This is a genomic window from Pseudomonas nabeulensis, assembly GCF_004682045.1.
Lineage (GTDB): Bacteria > Pseudomonadota > Gammaproteobacteria > Pseudomonadales > Pseudomonadaceae > Aquipseudomonas > Aquipseudomonas nabeulensis.
Map to the genome: position 1 here is coordinate 1 of NZ_QUZT01000095.1, position 19,223 is coordinate 19,223.

General features: G+C 58.1%; 19 protein-coding genes and 2 pseudogenes. 5 read left to right on the top strand and 16 right to left on the bottom strand.

Annotated features, from left to right (window positions below; all coding sequences use genetic code 11):
* Positions 1-49: 49 nt before the first annotated feature.
* Positions 50-370, bottom strand: a complete 321-nt coding sequence (locus DYL61_RS29140; protein ID WP_135311253.1) for an antibiotic biosynthesis monooxygenase family protein — start codon at positions 368-370, stop codon at positions 50-52.
* Between the two features lie 263 nt (positions 371-633).
* Here DYL61_RS29140 and DYL61_RS29145 point away from each other — a divergent pair, with 263 nt between their 5' ends.
* Positions 634-1,515, top strand: a complete 882-nt coding sequence (locus DYL61_RS29145) for a LysR family transcriptional regulator (protein ID WP_135311237.1) — start codon at positions 634-636, stop codon at positions 1,513-1,515.
* Positions 1,516-1,564: 49 nt separating this feature from the next.
* Here DYL61_RS29145 and DYL61_RS29150 read toward each other — a convergent pair.
* The 3 genes and pseudogenes from DYL61_RS29150 to DYL61_RS29160 all read right to left on the bottom strand — a co-directional run.
* Positions 1,565-2,077: pseudogene (locus DYL61_RS29150) on the bottom strand (DUF1003 domain-containing protein); the annotation flags it as partial.
* Between the two features lie 95 nt (positions 2,078-2,172).
* A complete protein-coding gene (locus tag DYL61_RS29155) occupies positions 2,173-3,231 on the bottom strand; it encodes a diguanylate cyclase (RefSeq protein ID WP_135311238.1) in 1,059 nt (352 codons plus the stop codon).
* Between the two features lie 188 nt (positions 3,232-3,419).
* Positions 3,420-4,046, bottom strand: coding sequence for a TetR/AcrR family transcriptional regulator (locus DYL61_RS29160; RefSeq protein WP_135311239.1), 627 nt, complete (start codon positions 4,044-4,046; stop codon positions 3,420-3,422).
* 124 nt (positions 4,047-4,170) lie between these two features.
* Here DYL61_RS29160 and DYL61_RS29165 point away from each other — a divergent pair, with 124 nt between their 5' ends.
* Both DYL61_RS29165 and DYL61_RS29170 read left to right on the top strand, forming a co-directional pair.
* Positions 4,171-5,199 carry an MBL fold metallo-hydrolase gene (locus DYL61_RS29165; protein ID WP_135311240.1) on the top strand — a complete coding sequence of 343 codons (1,029 nt, stop codon included), beginning with the start codon at positions 4,171-4,173 and terminating at the stop codon, positions 5,197-5,199.
* A gap of 121 nt (positions 5,200-5,320) precedes the next feature.
* The gene (locus DYL61_RS29170; RefSeq protein ID WP_135311241.1) at positions 5,321-6,826 is read left to right on the top strand and encodes an amidase family protein; all 1,506 of its coding nucleotides are present in this window, start codon (positions 5,321-5,323) and stop codon (positions 6,824-6,826) included.
* Positions 6,827-6,860: 34 nt separating this feature from the next.
* Here DYL61_RS29170 and DYL61_RS29175 read toward each other — a convergent pair whose 3' ends face one another.
* The 9 genes from DYL61_RS29175 to argH all read right to left on the bottom strand — a co-directional run bounded on the left by DYL61_RS29175 (position 6,861) and on the right by argH (position 14,371).
* Positions 6,861-7,199 (bottom strand): helix-turn-helix domain-containing protein, encoded by a 339-nt coding sequence (locus tag DYL61_RS29175; protein ID WP_135311242.1) that lies wholly within the window; start codon positions 7,197-7,199, stop codon positions 6,861-6,863.
* Positions 7,174-7,536 carry a type II toxin-antitoxin system RelE/ParE family toxin gene (locus DYL61_RS29180; RefSeq protein WP_135311243.1) on the bottom strand — a complete coding sequence of 121 codons (363 nt, stop codon included), beginning with the start codon at positions 7,534-7,536 and terminating at the stop codon, positions 7,174-7,176. The genes DYL61_RS29175 and DYL61_RS29180 overlap by 26 nt, the downstream gene beginning before the upstream one ends.
* Before the next feature lie 45 nt (positions 7,537-7,581).
* Entirely contained in the window at positions 7,582-7,902 is a 321-nt protein-coding gene (locus DYL61_RS29185) for a helix-turn-helix domain-containing protein (RefSeq protein ID WP_135311244.1), read from the bottom strand.
* 94 nt (positions 7,903-7,996) lie between these two features.
* On the bottom strand, positions 7,997-8,944 hold the full coding sequence (locus tag DYL61_RS29190; protein WP_135311245.1) for a hypothetical protein: 948 nt from the start codon (positions 8,942-8,944) through the stop codon (positions 7,997-7,999).
* Between the two features lie 59 nt (positions 8,945-9,003).
* Positions 9,004-10,182, bottom strand: coding sequence for an MFS transporter (locus DYL61_RS29195; RefSeq protein ID WP_135311246.1), 1,179 nt, complete (start codon positions 10,180-10,182; stop codon positions 9,004-9,006).
* 148 nt (positions 10,183-10,330) lie between these two features.
* Entirely contained in the window at positions 10,331-11,152 is an 822-nt protein-coding gene (locus DYL61_RS29200) for an ABC transporter substrate-binding protein (RefSeq protein ID WP_135311247.1), read from the bottom strand.
* Positions 11,153-11,177: 25 nt separating this feature from the next.
* Entirely contained in the window at positions 11,178-11,942 is a 765-nt protein-coding gene (locus DYL61_RS29205) for an amino acid ABC transporter ATP-binding protein (RefSeq protein ID WP_135311248.1), read from the bottom strand.
* Positions 11,943-11,966: 24 nt separating this feature from the next.
* Positions 11,967-12,845, bottom strand: coding sequence for an amino acid ABC transporter permease (locus DYL61_RS29210; RefSeq protein ID WP_105695533.1), 879 nt, complete (start codon positions 12,843-12,845; stop codon positions 11,967-11,969).
* A 98-nt stretch (positions 12,846-12,943) separates the two neighbouring features.
* Positions 12,944-14,371 carry an argininosuccinate lyase gene (argH, locus tag DYL61_RS29215; protein ID WP_135311249.1) on the bottom strand — a complete coding sequence of 476 codons (1,428 nt, stop codon included), beginning with the start codon at positions 14,369-14,371 and terminating at the stop codon, positions 12,944-12,946.
* A 193-nt stretch (positions 14,372-14,564) separates the two neighbouring features.
* Between argH and DYL61_RS29220 the strand changes: the two genes are divergently transcribed.
* Entirely contained in the window at positions 14,565-15,524 is a 960-nt protein-coding gene (locus DYL61_RS29220) for a LysR family transcriptional regulator (RefSeq protein WP_135311250.1), read from the top strand.
* Positions 15,525-15,795: 271 nt separating this feature from the next.
* Positions 15,796-17,340, top strand: coding sequence for a Fic family protein (locus DYL61_RS29225; RefSeq protein WP_135311251.1), 1,545 nt, complete (start codon positions 15,796-15,798; stop codon positions 17,338-17,340).
* A gap of 85 nt (positions 17,341-17,425) precedes the next feature.
* On the opposite strand, the gene DYL61_RS29230 is transcribed toward DYL61_RS29225, so the two are convergent.
* The 3 genes and pseudogenes from DYL61_RS29230 to DYL61_RS29240 form a co-directional block, all read right to left on the bottom strand.
* Positions 17,426-18,070 carry an HAD-IB family hydrolase gene (locus DYL61_RS29230; RefSeq protein WP_135311252.1) on the bottom strand — a complete coding sequence of 215 codons (645 nt, stop codon included), beginning with the start codon at positions 18,068-18,070 and terminating at the stop codon, positions 17,426-17,428.
* A 71-nt stretch (positions 18,071-18,141) separates the two neighbouring features.
* Positions 18,142-18,312 (bottom strand): annotated as a pseudogene (locus DYL61_RS29235) (HNH endonuclease); the annotation flags it as partial.
* 65 nt (positions 18,313-18,377) lie between these two features.
* Positions 18,378-19,223: ribonucleotide-diphosphate reductase subunit beta (locus DYL61_RS29240; protein ID WP_135309080.1), on the bottom strand; the 846-nt coding region annotated here is incomplete at its 5' end.

Below are 19,223 nucleotides of genomic sequence, written 5' to 3' on the forward strand. Positions count from 1 at the left end.
TTAGGGCAAGCCCCCTCCCACACAAGCCCTGTGCCACAGGGTCAGTATTTCAAAGCTGGAATGTGTAGGCTCTTTCTACTTTGCACACCCTGGTCTGAAACGCCGAGTACCAGGTCGAACGCCCTTGTTCTCGCACCGCGCGATGCTCGGCGTGCTGCTTCCAGGCCAGAATCGCCGCTTCGCTCTCCCAATACGACACCGTAATCCCCAGCCCCGCCTCCCGCGCCGACTCCACGCCGAGAAACCCCGGCTGGTCACGTGCCAGTTCCAGCATGCGGTGGGCGGCCTCGCCGTAGCCATGGTCGCCGTCGGTGCGCAAGGAACTGAATATCACCGCGTAGTAGGGCGGGGCAGACGTGTAGGCAATCATGCTGCCACCCGCTGGCAGGCCTTGAGCAGGGCACGTGCCAGTGACAGTGTCGAGCCATTGCACGTGAACCGTCAGGCCGAGGCCATCGGCGGCCTGTTGCAGCGCCAGGGGAATGGCTTGGTGAGCGATGACGTCGGGGTTGTAGTCGCCAATCAAGGCGAGGTGCAGCGGGAGGGTTTTCATCGTGTGCGGCTCATGGCTTGTGGTGTCCTGGGGCGCACTATAGATTGGCGTTCACGCAATCAATATTGGCGTTTACCCATATGTTCAATGCGGCAACGCACTATCAAATTGACTATCCGGACCTGTCGCTGATTCTTGCCTTGGTGCGCGGTGGCACGTTGGCACGGGCGGCAGCGCTTTTGCGGGTGGGTGTGTCCACGGTGTTCCGCGCAGTGCGGCGCCTGGAAGCCGCGTTGGGCCAGACGCTGTTCGAAAAGGGCCGCGCCGGTTACTTGCCCACCAGCCTGGCCCGGGACCTGGCGCAGCAAGCCGAACGCGCCGAGCAGGCACTGGAAGCTGCGCGGATCGGCGTGGAGCAGGGCGGTGAAGTCGTCAGCGGCACAGTGCGCCTGACCTGCACCGACTCGGTGTTGCAAGGTTTGCTGCTGCCGGCACTGGCGCAGTTCATGCCGGCGTATCCGGCGCTTGTGCTGGAGCTGAGCACGTCGAATGATTTCGCCAACCTCAGTCGTCGCGATGCCGATATCGCACTGCGTTTGACCCGCACGCCGCCGGAGCATCTGGTTGGACGCTGCCTGGGCACCGTGGCTTATCAGGTCTGCGCCAGCCCCGCCTACGCCCGTCAGCATCTGGGCCGCGAGCTGGCGGACTTGGCGTGGATCGCCCCGGATGACTTCCTGCCCGATCACCCCGCCGTCGCCTGGCGCCGCGAACACCTGCCGGGCGTGCGACCCAGTTACCGCTGCAACAGCATGTTGTCGGTGACCGAGTTGGTTCGGGCGGGAATGGGCGTGGCGGCGCTGCCGGACTTTCTATTGGATGACCGTTTGCAACCGTTGGGCCCGGCGTTGGCGGGGCACGATACGGCGTTGTGGTTGCTGACCCGGCCCGATTGCCGGGCGCTGCGTTCAGTGGTGACGTTGTTTGATGAGCTGGGGCGGTGTGTGCGTATGAGATCGTAAGCACTGCAGCTCCCACAAAAGCTCTGCTCTCACAGGGGGGAACGTTGGGTTTACGCACAAACTGCTCATGCATCTCGCACGTCAATGTCTCGATGCGTTCGGTCAGTTGCTTGGTCATTTCCGTCAGCCGCGTGTTCTGCTCCAACAACTCCAGCAACTGCTTGGTGGTTTGCGCGGCCTGGGCCTGACGTTCGGTATTGGCCACGGCCAACGCTTCCCGGTGTTGTGCGTCGGCGTCGGACTGGGCCTTGTCGCGGGCGGCCTGGCGGGTCTGGGCCAGCAAAATCAGCGGCGCGGCGTAGGCCGATTGCAGACTGAACGCCAGGTTGAGCAGGATAAACGGGTACACGTCAAAGTGCGTGATACCGGTCATGTTCAGCACCACCCACAGCGCGACGATGGCGGTTTGTGCGCCAAGAAAAGCCGGTGTGCCGAAAAAGCGGGCGAAGGCCTCGGCCTTGAGCGCAAAGGTGTCATTACCGAACGTGGGGCCCAGATGCGCATGGGCGCGATGAAAACGCAGGTGGTCGACGGGAGTGGCTTCGGGCTTTTCTGGGGTCATGGCGGGCTCGGATCGTTTGCTTGAAGACAGTCAAGCACTATAGACCGAGCTCCCGGCGGGCTGCATGAATTCGCCGCCGCGATTGGGGGGCGGCCTCAGGCGGAATGGGCGACCCTGTCGTCACTGACCGTGACCCGGTTACGCCCGGTATCCTTGGCCGCATACAGCGCGCGGTCCGCCGCATTCAGCCACATCGCCGCATCGGTGAAGGAGGGTTGGAAGCTCGCCAGGCCGATGCTCAGGCTGACCCGCAGCTCCGGGATTTGCGGGTTGCGGTAATTGCTGAAGGTTTCGCGCATCCGCTCCATCACCTGCGCGGCTTCATCCAGGGGCATTTGCGGAAGAATCACACAGAACTCATCGCCACCGTATCGCCCCGCCAGGTCGTTTTCCCGCAAGCTGCGTCGCAACTCCAGGCTCAGTTGGCGCAGGACTGCGTCGCCGACGATATGGCCGTGAGAGTCATTGATCTGCTTGAAGTGGTCGATATCGATCAGCGCAATGGTGGCGTGGCTTTGCTGTTGCTGGCACTTGTGGAACTTGAGTTGCAGCAAGTCTTTCCACGAACCATGGTTGAGCAGGCCGGTCAGGCTGTCGATGCGGCTCAGGGCGCTGAGGGCGCGTTTGTGTTCCGACAGTTTGATCGCCAGTTGATAGCAAACCATGCCGATGGCCATCGGGTAGAGCGTTAACATTGGCAGGCAGGCGTAGACCTGAACCAGGCTGACCGACGGGTTGAACTGCACACCAAACAGCAACCCCGCCACGCCCACGCCGACCACTTGGGCCAGCGCACCCCGTACCAGCAGGCGCTTGCCGCCAGCGGCGACGTTGTTCATGGCGACCATGGACAGCAGGGTCACGGTGGTCAACGGGGTGAATTGCAGCGTTGCCGCCCAGAACCCACTGAACAACGCATCCCACACAAGGTTGCGTTGTTCAGCGTCGTAGGGGAATTTGGAACGGGTTGCCAGCTGATACGCCAAGTGCGGCCAGACAAAACCATTGACCAACAACAAGGCCCAGACCCAACCCGGTTTTGCCAGCGGATACAAGGCGGCGATCACGCTGATGCAGCACATGGCGGTGCCGATGATCCTTGGCCGGTAGATGCGCCTGGCAAACGAAAGCCCTTTGCCTTGTCTGTTTTCCATAGATTCCGGGTCAACTCTGTTTGCAGATACGACGACACGCGTGGGCGAGGTAACCGTTGATCGGATAATACCTGTGAATATTGTCAGTTATTCACGTGGGAATAATCAGTGTCCTTTCAGGCCATTTCTGCAAAAAAGAGGGCGAATACGTCAAAAACGACTTCAAGTGTCGTTCACGCGACAGGCTTTTACGGCGCCGCAGGGCGCTTCACTTCATAACCGGCCAGGAACAGGTCGATGGCGGACTCGATAACACTGGCCTGGTGGGAGGCGTCAAGGATGGGTTGACCGAGGGTAATCTGCGGCCAGAACGCAAAAGCCTTGAGCATGCCCTGAATCTGGTGGGCGGCAAATGCCGGGTCGCTGCAACTGAGGCGGCCATCTTCCTGTGCAGCGCGCACCCACTGAGTAAAGCCTTCTTCCCGTTGGCTCAGGCGGGTGACCATGTCTTGCGCACGGTCCGGCGAATGGATAGTGGCGGCGATGGCGACGCGGGCCAGATCGAGGAAGTTGGCGTCCGACATCATCTTCATCTTGGCTTCCAGCAAGCCGCGTAACTGTTCGCGTAACGGGCGTTCGCTGGTGTAACTCACATCCAACTGCGCGACGCTGCTGGCCCAGAGTTGGTGGAGAATTTCGGCGAACAGCTCTTCCTTGCTGGAGAAGTGGTTATACACCGTGCGCTTGGAGACTCCGGCGGTAGCGGCGATCTTGTCCATGCTGGTGACCTCGAAACCGTTATGCCGAAACTCGGCAATGGCCGCAGCCAGGATGGCTTCGCGTTTGCGGTCGGTGAGGCGTTGGGGGACAGTCATGGATGGCGCTCGTTCTATTTGTGAAAAATTACACTCGGCAGTTTACTTGCTCGGGCTTTTGTTGCAATCTTGAAACTACACTGTGCAGTGTAACTTATAGGCAGTCTGTAGGAGTTACTTGGTAATGGCCACGATTTCATCTCGTCTTAACCCCAAGCCTGCTCAGCATCAAGGGCACTTCAGCAACGACGCGCCCATACAGCACGGCGGTTTTGGCAAAACCCTGCGCATCTTCTGGAATATGCTGTTCAACAAACCACGCAGTACGCGACCGGTGGGGCAGATCCCCGTGCAACCGTTGACCCGCGAGCAACTGTTGGCAGCCCCCGATCACAGCGTGTTTCGCCTCGGGCACTCCACCGTATTGCTGAAAATGCGCGGCAAATTTTGGGTTACCGACCCGGTCTTCGCCGAGCGCGCATCACCCTTCAGTTGGGCTGGCCCCAAGCGTTTCCATCAGCCGCCCATCAGCCTTGAAGAACTGCCACCCTTGGAGGCGGTGATTCTTTCCCATAACCATTACGACCATCTTGATCACCAGGCTGTCGTCCAATTGGCCGACAAGACCCGCTATTTCCTGGCGCCGCTGGGCGTGGGCGACCTCCTGGTGAAGTGGGGCGTGGATGCCGGCAAAGTTCGGCAACTGGATTGGTGGCAGGGGACCGAGGTGGATGGCATTCGTTTTATCGCCACACCCGCTCAGCATTTTTCCGGACGCGGACTGTTCGATGCCAACCAGACCCTGTGGTGTTCGTGGGTGATGATCGACGGTGCACGACGGATATTTTTCAGCGGCGATACCGGTTACTTCGACGGCTTCAAACGTATCGGCGAGCAGTACGGCCCGTTCGACCTGACGCTGATGGAAACCGGTGCCTACAACGTCGATTGGCCCCACGTGCACATGCAGCCGGAGCAAACCCTGCAAGCGCATATCGACCTTAAGGGCCGTTGGCTGCTGCCGATTCACAACGGTACTTTTGATCTGGCGTTCCATGCCTGGCATGAGCCGTTTGATCGCATCATGGCCCTGGCTTGGGAGCGCAACGTATCGATCACCACGCCGCCGATGGGGCAGGCGTTCAGTTTGAACCAGCCGGAACGTGGGCATGCGTGGTGGTTGGAGGTGGAAGCACAGGCGTACGCCACTTGATGACCTATCCCACATTGTAAGCGGCGTGCATCGCGCAGCTTTGCAGGAAGGAGGTTTTTAGACTGGTGCACGGATCAACTCGGATCCGTCGTCTTTTCTAACCCTTCCTGGGAGGTGTTGCATGTTTGGAATTGGTCATGGTGTCAGCGCGTTCGTCACGCACGCAATATCGTTGGTGTCAGAGCAGGCTTCGTCCGGTGCTTCAAGACCGGTCCCCCCTGATACGGAATACGCCAGTGTTCGCGAACTCGGCGAACAAATGGCCAGGCCGGGTGGGTTCACCTCGGCCGATCTGGTCGGTTATCTGCAGGATCGCATTCGCAAGCTGGACCCACAGCTGAGCGCCATCATCGAACTCAACCCGCAGGCTCTGGAGATTGCCCGCGAGTTGGATCGCGAGCGCGCCGCCGGCAAAGTCCGTGGCCCGCTGCATGGTATTCCTGTGCTGCTCAAGGACAACATCGAGACCGGCGATACCCAACAAACCAGCGCGGGCGCCTTTGGTCTTGTGGGCGCAGCAGCGCAGAAGGACGCCTTTGTCGTTGAGCGCCTGCGGGAGCAGGGCGCAGTGATCCTGGGTAAAACCAACTTGACCGAACTGGCGGGTTTTCGCGGTGGCCCGGATGGCTTGAGCAGCAGGGGTGGTCAGACACGCAACCCTCATCAAACAGATGCTCAGGTGGGTGGCTCAAGCTCCGGGTCCGCCGCAGCAGTCTCTGCTGGGTTGGCGCCGTTGGCTGTAGGCACTGAAACCAGCGGGTCGATCATCGTCCCGGCGGCGTTGAATGGGGTGGTGGGTTTCAAGCCCAGCGTAGGGTTGTTGAGCCGCAGCGGCATCATCCCGGCCAGCCATCGCCAGGACACACCGGGACCGATGACGCGCTCAGTGTTTGATGCGGCGTTAATGCTCAATGCCATGTCGGGTCGGGATGTTCAGGATTCGGCGAGCGTGGAGGCGCCTCAAGGTGTGGACTACACCGCGTTGTTAAGGCCAGGGGCCTTGAAGGACAAACGCATCGGCTACCTCGCAACATTCTCCGCAAATGGGGAAACCTTGTCGGTGGATAACAGCCCCCAATTCAGCAAAACCCTTGAGGTGCTCAAGGCACAAGGCGCGATCCTGGTGCCGGTGAATATGCGCTTGGCAGACGCAACCCGCTATGGCGAATTGCTGTTTGCCGATGTGAAGGATGAGTTGAATGACTATTTGGGCAAGCGACAGGGGCTGCCGGTGCGGTCGGTGTCCGAGTTGATCGACTTTAATGAGCAGCGCGATGGTACTGACACCGATCATCAGCCTGTGCTCAAGGAAGTCGACGCTTCCACCCTGACACCCGAAGAGCGCAAGCCACTGTGGGATGGGCTTATCCAGGACTTTCAGGGCACGGTAGACGAGCTGATAAGCGGGCAGAACCTGGACGCCATGGTCTCGGACTTCGAGACCAACAGCTATTTCGCAGTGGCGGCGGCAGGCTACCCAGGTATCTCGGTGCCTTCCGGAAAGGATGACGACGGTGTGCCGACCAGCGCGTACTTCTTTGGACCCCGTTGGGGCGAGCCTAAGCTGTTGGCCGTGGCCCACGGCTATGAGCAAGCGGCCCAGGTTGCGATCAAACCCAAGTTTTAAGGGGCTGCACTCAACTCCACATGCCGAGGGGCACTCAAGCAAACAGGACTTTAATGTGCCCCTTAACACGCGAAGCGGGCGCGGCGCTGATGACAATCTGCACATCACGGCCCAACAGCGCTAAACACTCCAGCATTTTGGCTTCGCTGATGCCTCTGAATTTCCCGCGAAGCATTTCAGAGACCTTGGGCTGCGACAATCCCAGGATGACCGAGGCTTGAGACTGAGTGAGATTGCGTGCCTTGAGGATCTCGCCGATCTTTGCGGCGAGTTGGGCCTTGACCTGCATTTCGCTGGCGTCAGGCAGGCCAATATCCTCATAGACATTGCCGCAGCTTTCTTCGATCTCAATCGCGTTGGTTTGCTTCTGCATGATCCTGCGCCGCCTTGAGTCGCTGTTTGATCAGTTGTATATCGTGTTGTGTCGTTTCAATGCCCTTTTTCGACTTCTTTTGAAAGCAATGAAGGACATAGACAGCGCTGCCAAACCTAACGGTGTACACCCCTCGGTAAGTGTTGCCATCGTAGTCGTCGACCATTTCCAATACCGCGTTACTACCAAACCCACTTAAAGCTTTGGTCTGGGTGTGCCTGCCACCTTCTTGGGCGAGGTGCAGCGCAAAGCCAAACACATCTTGAACAGGGCCAGGCATTATCTGTAGGTCTTTTTTGCTTGCGCCTACCCACAGGAGTGGTTTCCAGTGGCTCATGGGAGAATATACCTAAATAGGGATAAACGTGAGTGGCGGCTAAAATTAATCTGCTATGTCATACGCCACTTGAGCGGATGCCGCAGGCAATGTGCCTCGCACACTCATCCCCCACCCCGGCGCAAACCCCGGGAAAAACACCAGCCCTTCAGCCTCCAGCCGAAACGCTAGGCTCAAACGGATTTCATCCTCCACCTCGGCGTGGCTTTCAAAGCGTTGCACCGCTTCCAGCGCCACGCCGGCCTGGCGGGCCAGGTCTTCTCGGCTCCAGCCCAACATGACGCGGGCCTGCACGCTGTGCTTGGCGGTGAATTGATGCAGGACGATCTGCTGTTCTACGAAAGAGCTCATTGCCAGGGAGGACATGGGGGTTTCTCCAGGGTTTGACGGGGAGGGCAAACTATACTGTGTTTTTGTACAGTTGTTTTGACCGCTCATCAACTGGATTTTTAACGACCCGTTACTCCACCCCCGGCGCCTCCCGAATTATCAGGTGATCCAGGTTCTCGATATTTGCGCTGAACACGCCAAACGTCTGCTCGGGATTCTTCTTGCTCGGCACCTGTTTCAGCTCCGGTGTTACCCCGTAAAAGAAGCAATACAACGACCGTTCACTGTCCACCGCCGCCTTGATCTGCTCCAGAAATGCCTTGCGCTTGCGGTAGTTGTCGATGAGTTTTTTGTTCAGGTAGACGTTGACCGAATAGGGCTTTTTGTCGAGCCACACCTTCTTTTCGAAGTCGATGCGGAAGCTGCTGGTGTAGTCCTTGATCTCCTTGATCTTGCCCCAGTAGATCAAGCCCTTGTTGTCTTGCAGGTATTCGATCTTCTTGAAAAACGTCCAGTAGGTCGCGGTGTGGTCGCCGATTTTCAACGGCATGGACTTGAGCTTGTCCTTGTCGTCGATATTGGACACATAGCACTCCACCGGGTGGGCAAACACGCTGGTTTTGTCTGGCGTTGTATCGTTGGCGACGTGGGAGCTGGCTACGGGGTTTGAAGGTGTTTTCGTTGGAGTCTGTGGGAGGTTTCCATCGGTGCCTGCAACGAGTGTTTTACGCTCGTACTGACGGCGGGTAAGCACAAATTCCGATGGAAAATGTTCCTCGCGTTCGTCGTCATTTTCACCAGTCGCAGCTTTGTGCGTGCTGGCGTAACGGCAGCCGTCGATATGGCGGGTGCTGGTCTTGTTCTTGAAGTGAGGCGTGCGCAGGTAGTTGACGTTCTTGGCGTTGAAGGTGCTCAGCGAATTACCCGTATCGAACGCTGCACGGCATTCATCGTTGGGGCAGAGGAAGCTGTCCTTGTCGGAATCGAAGGCGGCGGTTTCGTCGAAATTCAGGTCTCGAACGTCGTAGATCGACAGTTTTTCATTGAGACTCAGGCTGTAGGCCGTGTCGAATTTCATGGGGCTCGGGTCCGTGAGATTGATTGCTGGATCTTACGCAAATATCGGCCATCAGGAGATCAAAATGTGGGAGGTGTGGCTGCTACACGCCTACCGCTCAGGAAGCACAATGTGCCGCCCACCGCCGTAAGTGCCCCCAACGCATAAAACATGCTGGCCGGCGCCGCATTGATCAGCAAATACCCACAAATCACCGGGCTCATTGCCCCGCCAAACGCCGCCAGGTTCTGCGCGCCGTAGTAGCTGCCGCGCAGTGCGTCCGGGGCGATGGTGTCGATAAACAGGAACTCCGAGGGGTAGATGATCATCTCGCCCAAAGTGAATACGAACATCGCCACGCACCAAGTCACCAGGCTGTCTGCCAGGCTGAACCCGATCAATCCGCCAATGAACAGCAATGTTCCGAGTACGATCCAGTAGCGTAGTTGTTCACGCTTGAGAAAACGGCCGATCTGGTACTGCATCAAAATCACCGTAATGGCATTGCACGCCAGCACCGCCGACAGAATCTTCAGCGCCTCGGCGGGCTTGTAGGCCACCAGCAAAAATTGTGACAGATAAAGCGTATAGCGCCCGTGGACAATGGTGCTCAACAGGCTGCCGCTGGTGAACAAAATCAGCGTGCGGTCGCTGCGCAAGGTGCGCAGCGTTGTGAGGAAACTCAGTGGCTTGTTGCTGTCATCCCGCTGGGTGGGCGGGATGCCGATCATCAGGAACAGGCTGCCGAACGCGATAGCACTGGCAATCAGGAACGGTGCCAATTGCATATGGCCAGCGATGACCACGCCGACCATCGGGCCAGTCGCGTAGCCAACGTTGGTCAGCGTATAGCGCAGGGAAAACACCTTGGCGCGATCACCCACCGGCAGGTTTTCGCTGATGATCGCCTTGGAGCCGATCAGAAATAATGCCGACGCGGCTTCGGTGATCACCAGGGTCAGAGTGGTGAGGTAGAGGTTGCTGGCAAAGGTCAGCAACAAAAAACCGATGGAGCTGGAGAGCATGGCCAGGATCAGCAGCTTGCGCTTTTCCAGGCGGTCGATGATGTAGCCGCCGTACAGGCCGAGCAGGGTGGCGATGAACACTGCGATGCCCATCAGCAGGCCGATGTCCTGTTGGTTGAGGCCCAGGCGGGTGCTCAACAGTAGGGCCAGCAACGGGCTGGTCATGGCGCGGCTGACCACGATGGTCACCGAGCAGATCATCAGACGGCGGATTACCAGGGAGTAGGTGGCCACGGTGGGGGCGAGCGTCCTTGTTATTTCTTTGAGACAACACAGATCAAATGTGGGAGGGAGCTTGCTCCCGATAGCAGTGTGCCAACCAGCAAATTTGTTACTGATACACCGTTATCGGGGGCAAGCCCCCTCCCACATTTAAATAGTGTTACTGGCCGGAATTGATGGTGATTTTCTCGACCGCACCCTGCTCCAGATCCCACTTCTTGAGGATCTTGCCGTACGTCCCGTCATCAATCATCGCCTGCATGGCCTCACTGATCGCCGCCACCAACTCGGTATTGCTCTTCTCAATCCCAAGCCCCGTGAACTGCTTGGAAATCGCCAACCCCACTGGCTTGTACTTACCTTTATCCAACGACATCAGATAAGGAATGGTCTCGCTCCCCTGCATCGCCGCATCCAGACGGTTCTGCTGCAACTGCGCCCGCGCATCTGCCGAGCCTTCGGTGCCGATCACCACGATGGCTGGCTTGCCCGCCGCTTCGCAGTTTTCCTTGCTCCACGCGGCAATTTCCGACGGCCAGGTAGTACGGCGGCTGGTGCCGACTTTTTTACCGCACAGGTCAGTCAATTCCTTGAGGTCTTCACGCTTGGCCAGGGTGTACAGCTGCGGGCCACTGGTGAAGTAGTCGACAAAGGTCACGGCCTTCTGGCGCTCGGCGGTGTCGGTCATGCCGGACAGCACGATGTCGACGCGCTTGGTGGTCAGGCCGCTGAGCATCTGTTCGAAGCCGGTTTCTTGCCACTTGATCTTCACGCCCAGGCGCTCGGCCAAGGCGTTGCCCAGGTCGAAGTCCAGGCCGGTGATCTTGTTGGTGGCCGGGTCCTTGAAATCCATTGGCGGATAGTTCGGTACGATGGCCGCGCTGATCTCACCTTTTTCCTTGATTGCCGCCGGCAATGCCGCGAATACACACGAAGAGGCCATCAGGCCTGCGAGCAATGTTGGGATAAACAATTTTTTCATGGGGGCGTTCTCGTTTGTTTTTTAGTTAAGTGCGAACGGCAGAAATAAAGCTTTGGGTACGCGGGTTTTGTGGGCTTATTAGAATTTCTTCAGGGCTGCCGGCTTCCACAATCTGGCCGGCATCCATAAACACAATGCGGTTGGACACTTCGCGGGCGAAGCCCAATTCATGGGTGACCACGATCATGGTCATGCCGGTGGTGGCCAAGTCGCGCATCACCGACAGCACTTCTCCTACCAGCTCCGGGTCGAGGGCTGACGTGGGTTCGTCAAACAACATCAACTTGGGACGCATCGCCAACGCGCGGGCAATCGCCACACGCTGTTGTTGCCCGCCGGACAATTCCACCGGATAGGCATTGCGCTTGTCCGCCAGGCCCACGCGGGCCAGCAGTTCCAGCGCATCTTCGATGGCCTCTTTGGGCGAGCGCTTGAGCACCTGGCACGGGCCTTCGATGATGTTCTGCAGCACGGTCATATGCGGGAACAAATTGAAACGCTGGAACACCATGCCGGTCGCCAAACGCTGGCGGGCAATCTGTGATTCATTCATCTCATGCAGCTTGTTGCCAACGACGCGATAACCCACCAGTTCGCCGTCGACCCACAGGCCGCCCTTGTCGATTTTTTCCAGCTGGTTGACGCAACGCAGCAATGTGCTTTTACCCGAACCCGACGGGCCGATGATGCACATCACTTCGCCTTGCTCGACCTCGATATTGATGTCGCGCAGCGCGTGATACTGGTCGTAATACTTGTTCAGGTTGACGGCCTTGACGATGCTTCTCATGGGGCAAATCTCCTCAACCCAAACTTACGAACGCTTGCCGGCGCCGCGGGCAAAACGACGCTCAAGGCGGCTTTGGCCAAATGAAAGAACAGTCACCACCGCCAGGTACCAGATGCCGGCCACAATCAGCAGCTCCATGACCCGCGCGTTGGCGTAGTAGATGTTTTGCGCGTTGTGCAGCAGCTCGGAGTACTGGATGACGCTGGCCAGGCTGGTCATTTTCACCATGCTGATGAACTCGTTGCCTACAGGCGGAATGATCACCCGCATGGCCTGCGGCAGAATCACCCTACGCAGCGCTTGCAGACTCGGCATGCCGATGGACTTCGCCGCTTCGTACTGGCCGGTATCGACGGACAGCAAACCGGCACGCACCACCTCGGCGGTGTAGGCGCCCTGGTTGATGCTGAGGCCGAGCAGGGCGGCCACGAAGGGCGTCATCAGGTCGACGGTGTCGATGCTGAACACGCCGGGAATCGCGATCACCGGGAAGATCAACGCCAGGTTGAACCACAACAGCAGTTGCAGGATCAGCGGCGTACCGCGAAACAGCCAGGTGTAGGTGATCGCCACGTAACGCAGGATCGGGTTGGCCGACATGCGCATGATCGCCGTGATCACCCCGATCACCACCCCCAGTGCCATCGCCAGGATCGACATGACAATAGTGTTCACCAGGCCCCAAAGGATGGCCTCGGACGTGAGGAACTGCCCAATGTAGGACCATTCGATCTGGCCATTGGCAAACGCACGCAACAGCGCCGCCAGCGCAATCACAATCAACGTGGCAAAAAACATCCGCCCGTAATACCGACGCGGCACATGCTCGTACTGCGTGATATCGAACTGGTTCTCGGACAACTTGCGCTCGGCTTCCAAGCGCTCTGCCGGGGTTTGGTTCATGGTGTTACTCCAAAAACAAACGACGCTCTAACTGCTGTACGCGGTCCAAATGTGGGAGCTGGCTTGCCTGCGAAGACGCCAGCCCACACACCGCAGATTCAAATCCTGAAACCCTGGTAACGCTCAGCCCACTGTTGCTGCTCGGCCAACGCCACCTTCAACCGCCCAATCTGCTCCCTCACCCGCTCCGGCGCCGTCCCACCCCACCCACTGCGCGCCGCAATCGCCGCTTCCAGGGTCAGGCAGTCGCGCACCTCAGGCGCCAACCGCACATCCACCTCCGCCAACAACGCCGGCGAGGCTTCCCACAATTCAATCTCGTGCTTCTCACAGGCCTGCACCAAGGCGCCTGTAATCTCATGCGCCTCCTTGAACGGCACCCCACGGGTGGCCAACCAATCTGCCACTTCCGTCGCCAAGGTAAAGCCCATCGGCGCCTGACGCCGCAGCTCTTCCACCTGCACCTTCATGGTCGCGACCATCCCGGCCATCGCCGGCAGCACCAGCAGCAACGTATCCACGCTGTCCAACACACTGTGCTTGTCTTCGCTCAAATCGCGGTTGTACGACAGCGGCAGCGATTTGAGCGTCGACATCAACCCAGTCAGATTGCCAATCAAGCGCCCAGCCTTGCCCCGCGCCAATTCGGCAATATCCGGGTTCTTTTTCTGCGGCATGATCGAACTGCCCGTGGCGTAGGCATCGTCCAACACCACCCAACGAAACTGGCGCGACGACCACAGGCAAAACTCCTCCGACAGGCGCGAAATATTCACCCCAAGCATGCCCGCCACAAACAGGAACTCCGCCACATGGTCGCGACTGGCTACGGCATCAATGGAGTTTTCGCACGGCCCGGTGTAGCCCATTTCCTTGGCCGAATGCTCCGGCTGGCGGGCAATCGCCGAACCGGCCATCGCCGCCGCACCCAAGGGCGACAACGCAGTACGCGCATCCCAATCCACCAGGCGCTGTACATCGCGCAACATCGACTGGGCGTGAGCCAGCAAGTGGTGGGCGAACACAATCGGCTGCGCCTGCTGCAAGTGGGTAAAACCTGGGCAGATGCTTTCAACATGCTGCTCAGCCTGCGCCACCAACGCCTGCTGCAAGCCCAGCACTTCGCTGGTGATGGTGCGCGCATGGTCACGTAGGAAAAGGCGCAAATCGTTGGCGGTTTGATCGTTACGCGAGCGCCCGGCGCGCAGCTTGCCGCCCAGGGCACCGAGGCGCTCGGTGAGTACGCGTTCGATGAAGGTGTGCACGTCCTCGTCATCCAGGGTCGGATGCAGGTTGCCAGCGGCAAAGTCCGCGCCGATTTCGTCCAGCGCAGCCAGGGTGCGCAGGGTCTCCGACTCATCCAACAGACCGGCGCGCTGCAACTCACGGGCATGGGCACGGGAGCCGGCCAGGTCGTAGGGCGTCAGGCGAAAATAGCGCTCAGGGCAACGGGACAACGCGGCCAACGCAGCAGACGGACCGGTCTTGAAACGAGCGCCCCAAAGGCGGTCGGTGGGCTGGGACATAGGTATTCCTCACGCTTGTTTTTAGAAGAGTCGGAGGCAGTAAAAGTAAGTTTTCAACTAGACTGAACCAGCGTCTGACGCGCCGTATTCAAGGTTGCCAAGGGCGGATGTTTATGTTCATTATCGCCGCCTGGCTATGTTCAAGGACTGGGTCAAAGCCTGTTGAATATGGCACTAGAGGTCAACGCGTATTATGGAAACCCCACTTTCCACTTCTGGAAACATACCGCCAAAACCCGGCACACGACCGCCCCTGCAACTGAGCGGGCTGGACTTCAAATTGCTGCGGGTGTTCATGGCTGTGGTCGAGGCCGGCGGCTTCAGTGCCGCGCAAAACGAGCTGAACGTGGGCCTGGCGGCCATCAGTAAACAGATCTCCGACCTCGAGATCCGCATCGGCATGCGGCTGTGCACACGGGGTAGGGAAGGCTTTGGGCTGACCGAAGAAGGCAAGCTGGTGTATCAGGCGTCCATCGAGTTATTTACCTCGGTCGACAGTTTTCGCGACAAACTTAGTTCGGCACAAAACGAACTGATCGGCGACCTTAGTGTGGGCGTTATTGATAACACCGTGTCCGACGTTAATTCACCGTTAGTTGCCGCGCTGGGAAAACTACACAGCGAGTCGCCAAAAATAAGATTGCGCCTATATGCCTCGCAACTTGACGAAGTAGAACGCGGCGTTGTGGAAGGTCGCCTGATCGTCGGCATCGTCCCGGTGTACCAACGCCGCGAAGAGTTCGACTATTTCCCCCTGTACGAAGAAAAGGCCCACGCCTACTGTGCCGTAGGGCACCCACTGTTCAACGCGAACGACATCAGCCCCGACGCCCTGCGCCAATACGAAGTGGTCAACCACCGCTACGCGATCCACCGCGACAAGACCCACTTCGTCAACTACGACAGCCAGTCTGCCTCGGCCTCACAAGTGGAAGCGGTCGCCATCCTGATCCTCACCGGCCGCTTCCTGGGCTTCCTGCCGGAACATTACGCCGCGCCATTGGTAAGGGAAGGGCGCCTGCGCGCACTGTGCCCGGAGCACGTCCACTTGAGCACCGCGTTCAACCTCATCCTGCGCCACAACGCCCCCCGAAGCCCGATGGTAAAAGCCTTCGCCACAGCACTGGGCGTAGACCTCAAAGCCGCGACATAAACCACCCCCGAACACAGATCAACGGGCTGATAAAGATCAAATGTGGGAGCTGTCGAGCCCTAGCGAGGCTGCGAAGGGATCGACGCGGTGTTCCTGCGGAACCCGTAAGCCTGTATCTCCTCAGTTCAGGTTGTTAACGTTTTCAACTCGAATAGTAAATTTATTAGCAAATTTGAGTGCGAATTAGCATTTTCGTCAGCTCGACATTATCGTTTTCGCCTACTATCTCCCAATAGTTATCGTTTTTTAGCTCTCATTAGGGAATTCGACAATGCAAGTAGGTTTTAAGGCGCTCGCTGACCGCTACCGTATCGCGCTTGCGCAACCCCTACGCGTCGAGTCTGTAATCGCTACGACACGCATGAGCCACGAGAGCAATGGGCGTGTCGAGCGCAAGTATCCGATCAGCTATCAACCCTCTGACGACTTTGCGGGACATTTCGAGTTTGGGCTCAAGTACGAAGAAATTCACCTCGAATTTTTCGCTCGCCTGTTTGCTGCAGTCGGCCCTGCGCCGGTCGAAGCTTGGTGCCGGCAAACACCCTTTGGTCAATATGCACGCCGCACCGGATTCCTGTACGAGTGGTTAACAGGACTGCATCTTGACGTGCCAGATGTCACTAACGGCGGTTATGTCGACGCAGTTTCATCGCAACATTACTTGACCCGTGTTGAGCCACTACGGATACGGCGCTGGCGCATCAACGATAACCTTCCTGGCGTGCCAGCGTTCTCCCCCTTGATTCGCCGTACCGAAGCCGTGCAAGAAGCGTTGCAGTTTGATCTGGGCGCGGCACTGCGGGAACTGAACCAAACCTTTGGCGCCGATATCCTGATGCGCACCGCAAGTTGGCTGACGTTCAAGGAGTCGCGTGCCAGCTTTTTGATCGAGAGAGAGGCAGACAAAGCCGACAGGATCCAGCGGTTTGCCCACGTGATCGCCAAGTACTGTGGCTATATTGAGGATCCGTTGAGTAGCGAAAGCCTGCACACGTTGCAAACCGGTATTTTGGGGGAAGAGGCGCTCGGGCTGGGTTTGCGCCGCTCGCCGGTCTTCGTGGGGCAAGCAACCATGCGCGAAGACATTGTGCACTACATTGCGCCGCAATATGAGGTGCTCACACAGCTGCTCGATGGCTTGAAGGCATTCGAGCTGGCAACTCGAGGCGCTGAGTCGCTGGCTCGGGCAGCGGTGATTGCTTTCGCCTTCGTGTACATCCACCCAATGCGCGATGGTAATGGTCGGATCCATCGCTTTCTAATCAACGACACCTTGATCCGTGATAACGCGGTGCCTGATGGCGTGATCCTGCCGGTGTCAGCCACGATCACAAGTTCGATTGATTTTCGGGCGCGTTACGATCGCACGCTGGAGGTGTTTTCGCGGCCCTTCATGCAGCGCTACGCCGCGTCCTATCGGTTTGGCGAACTCGTAGTTTACGAGGACGGCACGCGCAGCAATTTGGCCTTTGATGACTACGAAGACGCGCTATACGCATGGCGCTATCCCGACTTGACCGAGCATGTTTTGTATACGGCACAGGTTGTGGCGCATACGGTGCGCACAGAAATGGCTGATGAAGCGCGCGTGTTGATCATTTTTCAGCGAGCCCAGGAGCGGCTCAAAGAGGTGCTGGAAATGCCGGACCAGGACGCAAACCGCATCATTCGGTCTTTAAAGGAAAATGGCTGGCAGGTGTCGGGTAAATTGAGGAAAGCGTACCCTCAGCTCGAAATCGCCCACTTAGCCGAACGCGCAGTGGAAGCGGTACGATCTGCATTTGAAGAACAAGACCCGGGTAGCGGCGACAAGTGAACTCGCTCAAATGTGGGAGCTATCGAGCCCTAGCGAGGCTGCGAAGGGATCGCCTCGGTCTCCTTGCCGATCCCGCCCACTAGTATCACCGCTGCAACCGAGCCCGCTTCTTCTTCGCATGAAAATGCCGAAAATGCGCATCCTGCGCCGCCGCCAACAGCTCCCGGTCCCCGCGCGTATCGCCCCAGGCCCGCAGCCGATACTCCCCCAGGTCCCCATACACCGCCTCCAGCCTGAGCACCTTGTTCTCACACCGGCAGTTATTCCCGGTGAGCTTGCCGGTCAACACCCCGTCAACCACCTCAAGCTCAGTCCCAATCAACTTGATCCCCAACCGATCCGCAAACGGCTGCAACACCAACGCCGGCGATGCTGAACACAACGTCACCACCGCCCCGGATTTCAGCTCATCTGCCACCGACTGCAAGCCGCTGGGGCGCATCAACTTAGTCCAATAACGCTGGCAATATTCCTGCGCCTTTTGCTGAACCCACGCCTTCTCCACCCCGGTCATAAAGGTGCGGATCAACTGCGCCTTCAACTCATCCCGGCTGATCTGCCGCAACAAAAACCGCAGCCCAGGGACCGCCAGTTTCACCATCCGGCCATAGAACTCGCCGGGGCCGAAGGCGAACTTGAGGAAGGGGACGAAACTGTCGTGGTGCGTCAGGGTGCCGTCGAAGTCAAAGACGGAGAGTACTTTGGCGTCTGCGGGGCCGGCTTCGAGCATGTCTGGGTTCACGGGTTGGCCTCGGTCCTATCTAATAATTTTGGTGATGCATCAGCTGTGACAACAGGAGTTTACTCCCGTATCAATCTGTTGATTTTCGCGTAAAGCCCAGCGGTAAACGCCTCCCGGTCGCTGGACCGGTGACAACGCTGATGGCAATTGGGGCACAAGGCTACAGCATTGGTGGTGCGATCCGAACCCTTCTGGGCGAGTTGATTGATGGTATGTACTTCAAGAGGTGGTCATTCACTGGACGTAAAAAAGCCCCGAACAAGTCAGGGCTTCTTGATGTTACTTGGCATTGGAATCAATCCCAGCTCAACGCCCCACCAGTCTGGTACTCAATCACACGGGTCTCAAAGAAATTCTTCTCTTTCTTCAAGTCCATGATTTCACTCATCCACGGGAATGGGTTCGTAGTGCCTGGGTATTCTTCCTTCAACCCAATCTGCGACAAACGACGATTCGCGATGAACTTCAAATAGTCTTCCATCATCGCGGCGTTCATACCGAGTACGCCACGCGGCATGGTATCGCGCGCATATTCAATCTCCAGCTGAGTCCCTTGCAGGATCATCTGGGTCGCTTCTTCCTTCATCTCGGCATCCCACAGGTGTGGGTTTTCGATTTTGATCTGGTTGATCACGTCGATACCGAAGTTCAGGTGCATCGACTCATCGCGCAGGATGTACTGGAACTGCTCGGCCACGCCGGTCATTTTGTTGCGGCGGCCCATAGAGAGGATCTGGGTGAAGCCGCAGTAGAAGAAGATGCCTTCCAGGACGCAGTAGTACGCCACCAGGTTGCGCAGCAGCTCTTTGTCGGTTTCGACAGTGCCGGTTTCGAACTTTGGATCGGAGATGGAGCGGGTGTACTTCAGGCCCCATGCAGCCTTTTTAGCGACCGATGGAATCTCGTGGTACATGTTGAAGATTTCGCCTTCATCCATGGCCAGGGATTCGATGCAGTACTGGTAGGCGTGGGTGTGAATCGCTTCTTCGAAGGCCTGGCGCAGGATGTACTGGCGGCACTCCGGGTTGGTGATCAGGCGGTACACGGCCAGCACCAGGTTGTTCGCTACCAGGGAGTCGGCGGTGGAGAAGAAGCCCAGGTTGCGCATGACGATGCGGCGCTCGTCGTCGGTCAGGCCTTC

Excerpts from the sequence above, each read along its gene's own strand:
- DYL61_RS29140 (WP_135311253.1), bottom strand. The coding sequence starts at position 370 with ATGATTGCCTACACGTCTGCCCCGCCCTACTACGCGGTGATATTCAGT.
- DYL61_RS29145 (WP_135311237.1), top strand. The coding sequence starts at position 634 with ATGTTCAATGCGGCAACGCACTATCAAATTGACTATCCGGACCTGTCG.
- DYL61_RS29155 (WP_135311238.1), bottom strand. The coding sequence starts at position 3,231 with ATGGAAAACAGACAAGGCAAAGGGCTTTCGTTTGCCAGGCGCATCTAC.
- DYL61_RS29160 (WP_135311239.1), bottom strand. The coding sequence starts at position 4,046 with ATGACTGTCCCCCAACGCCTCACCGACCGCAAACGCGAAGCCATCCTG.
- DYL61_RS29165 (WP_135311240.1), top strand. The coding sequence starts at position 4,171 with ATGGCCACGATTTCATCTCGTCTTAACCCCAAGCCTGCTCAGCATCAA.
- DYL61_RS29170 (WP_135311241.1), top strand. The coding sequence starts at position 5,321 with ATGTTTGGAATTGGTCATGGTGTCAGCGCGTTCGTCACGCACGCAATA.
- DYL61_RS29175 (WP_135311242.1), bottom strand. The coding sequence starts at position 7,199 with ATGCAGAAGCAAACCAACGCGATTGAGATCGAAGAAAGCTGCGGCAAT.
- DYL61_RS29180 (WP_135311243.1), bottom strand. The coding sequence starts at position 7,536 with ATGAGCCACTGGAAACCACTCCTGTGGGTAGGCGCAAGCAAAAAAGAC.
- DYL61_RS29185 (WP_135311244.1), bottom strand. The coding sequence starts at position 7,902 with ATGTCCTCCCTGGCAATGAGCTCTTTCGTAGAACAGCAGATCGTCCTG.
- DYL61_RS29190 (WP_135311245.1), bottom strand. The coding sequence starts at position 8,944 with ATGAAATTCGACACGGCCTACAGCCTGAGTCTCAATGAAAAACTGTCG.
- DYL61_RS29200 (WP_135311247.1), bottom strand. The coding sequence starts at position 11,152 with ATGAAAAAATTGTTTATCCCAACATTGCTCGCAGGCCTGATGGCCTCT.
- DYL61_RS29205 (WP_135311248.1), bottom strand. The coding sequence starts at position 11,942 with ATGAGAAGCATCGTCAAGGCCGTCAACCTGAACAAGTATTACGACCAG.
- DYL61_RS29210 (WP_105695533.1), bottom strand. The coding sequence starts at position 12,845 with ATGAACCAAACCCCGGCAGAGCGCTTGGAAGCCGAGCGCAAGTTGTCC.
- argH (WP_135311249.1), bottom strand. The coding sequence starts at position 14,371 with ATGTCCCAGCCCACCGACCGCCTTTGGGGCGCTCGTTTCAAGACCGGT.
- DYL61_RS29220 (WP_135311250.1), top strand. The coding sequence starts at position 14,565 with ATGGAAACCCCACTTTCCACTTCTGGAAACATACCGCCAAAACCCGGC.
- DYL61_RS29225 (WP_135311251.1), top strand. The coding sequence starts at position 15,796 with ATGCAAGTAGGTTTTAAGGCGCTCGCTGACCGCTACCGTATCGCGCTT.
- DYL61_RS29230 (WP_135311252.1), bottom strand. The coding sequence starts at position 18,070 with ATGCTCGAAGCCGGCCCCGCAGACGCCAAAGTACTCTCCGTCTTTGAC.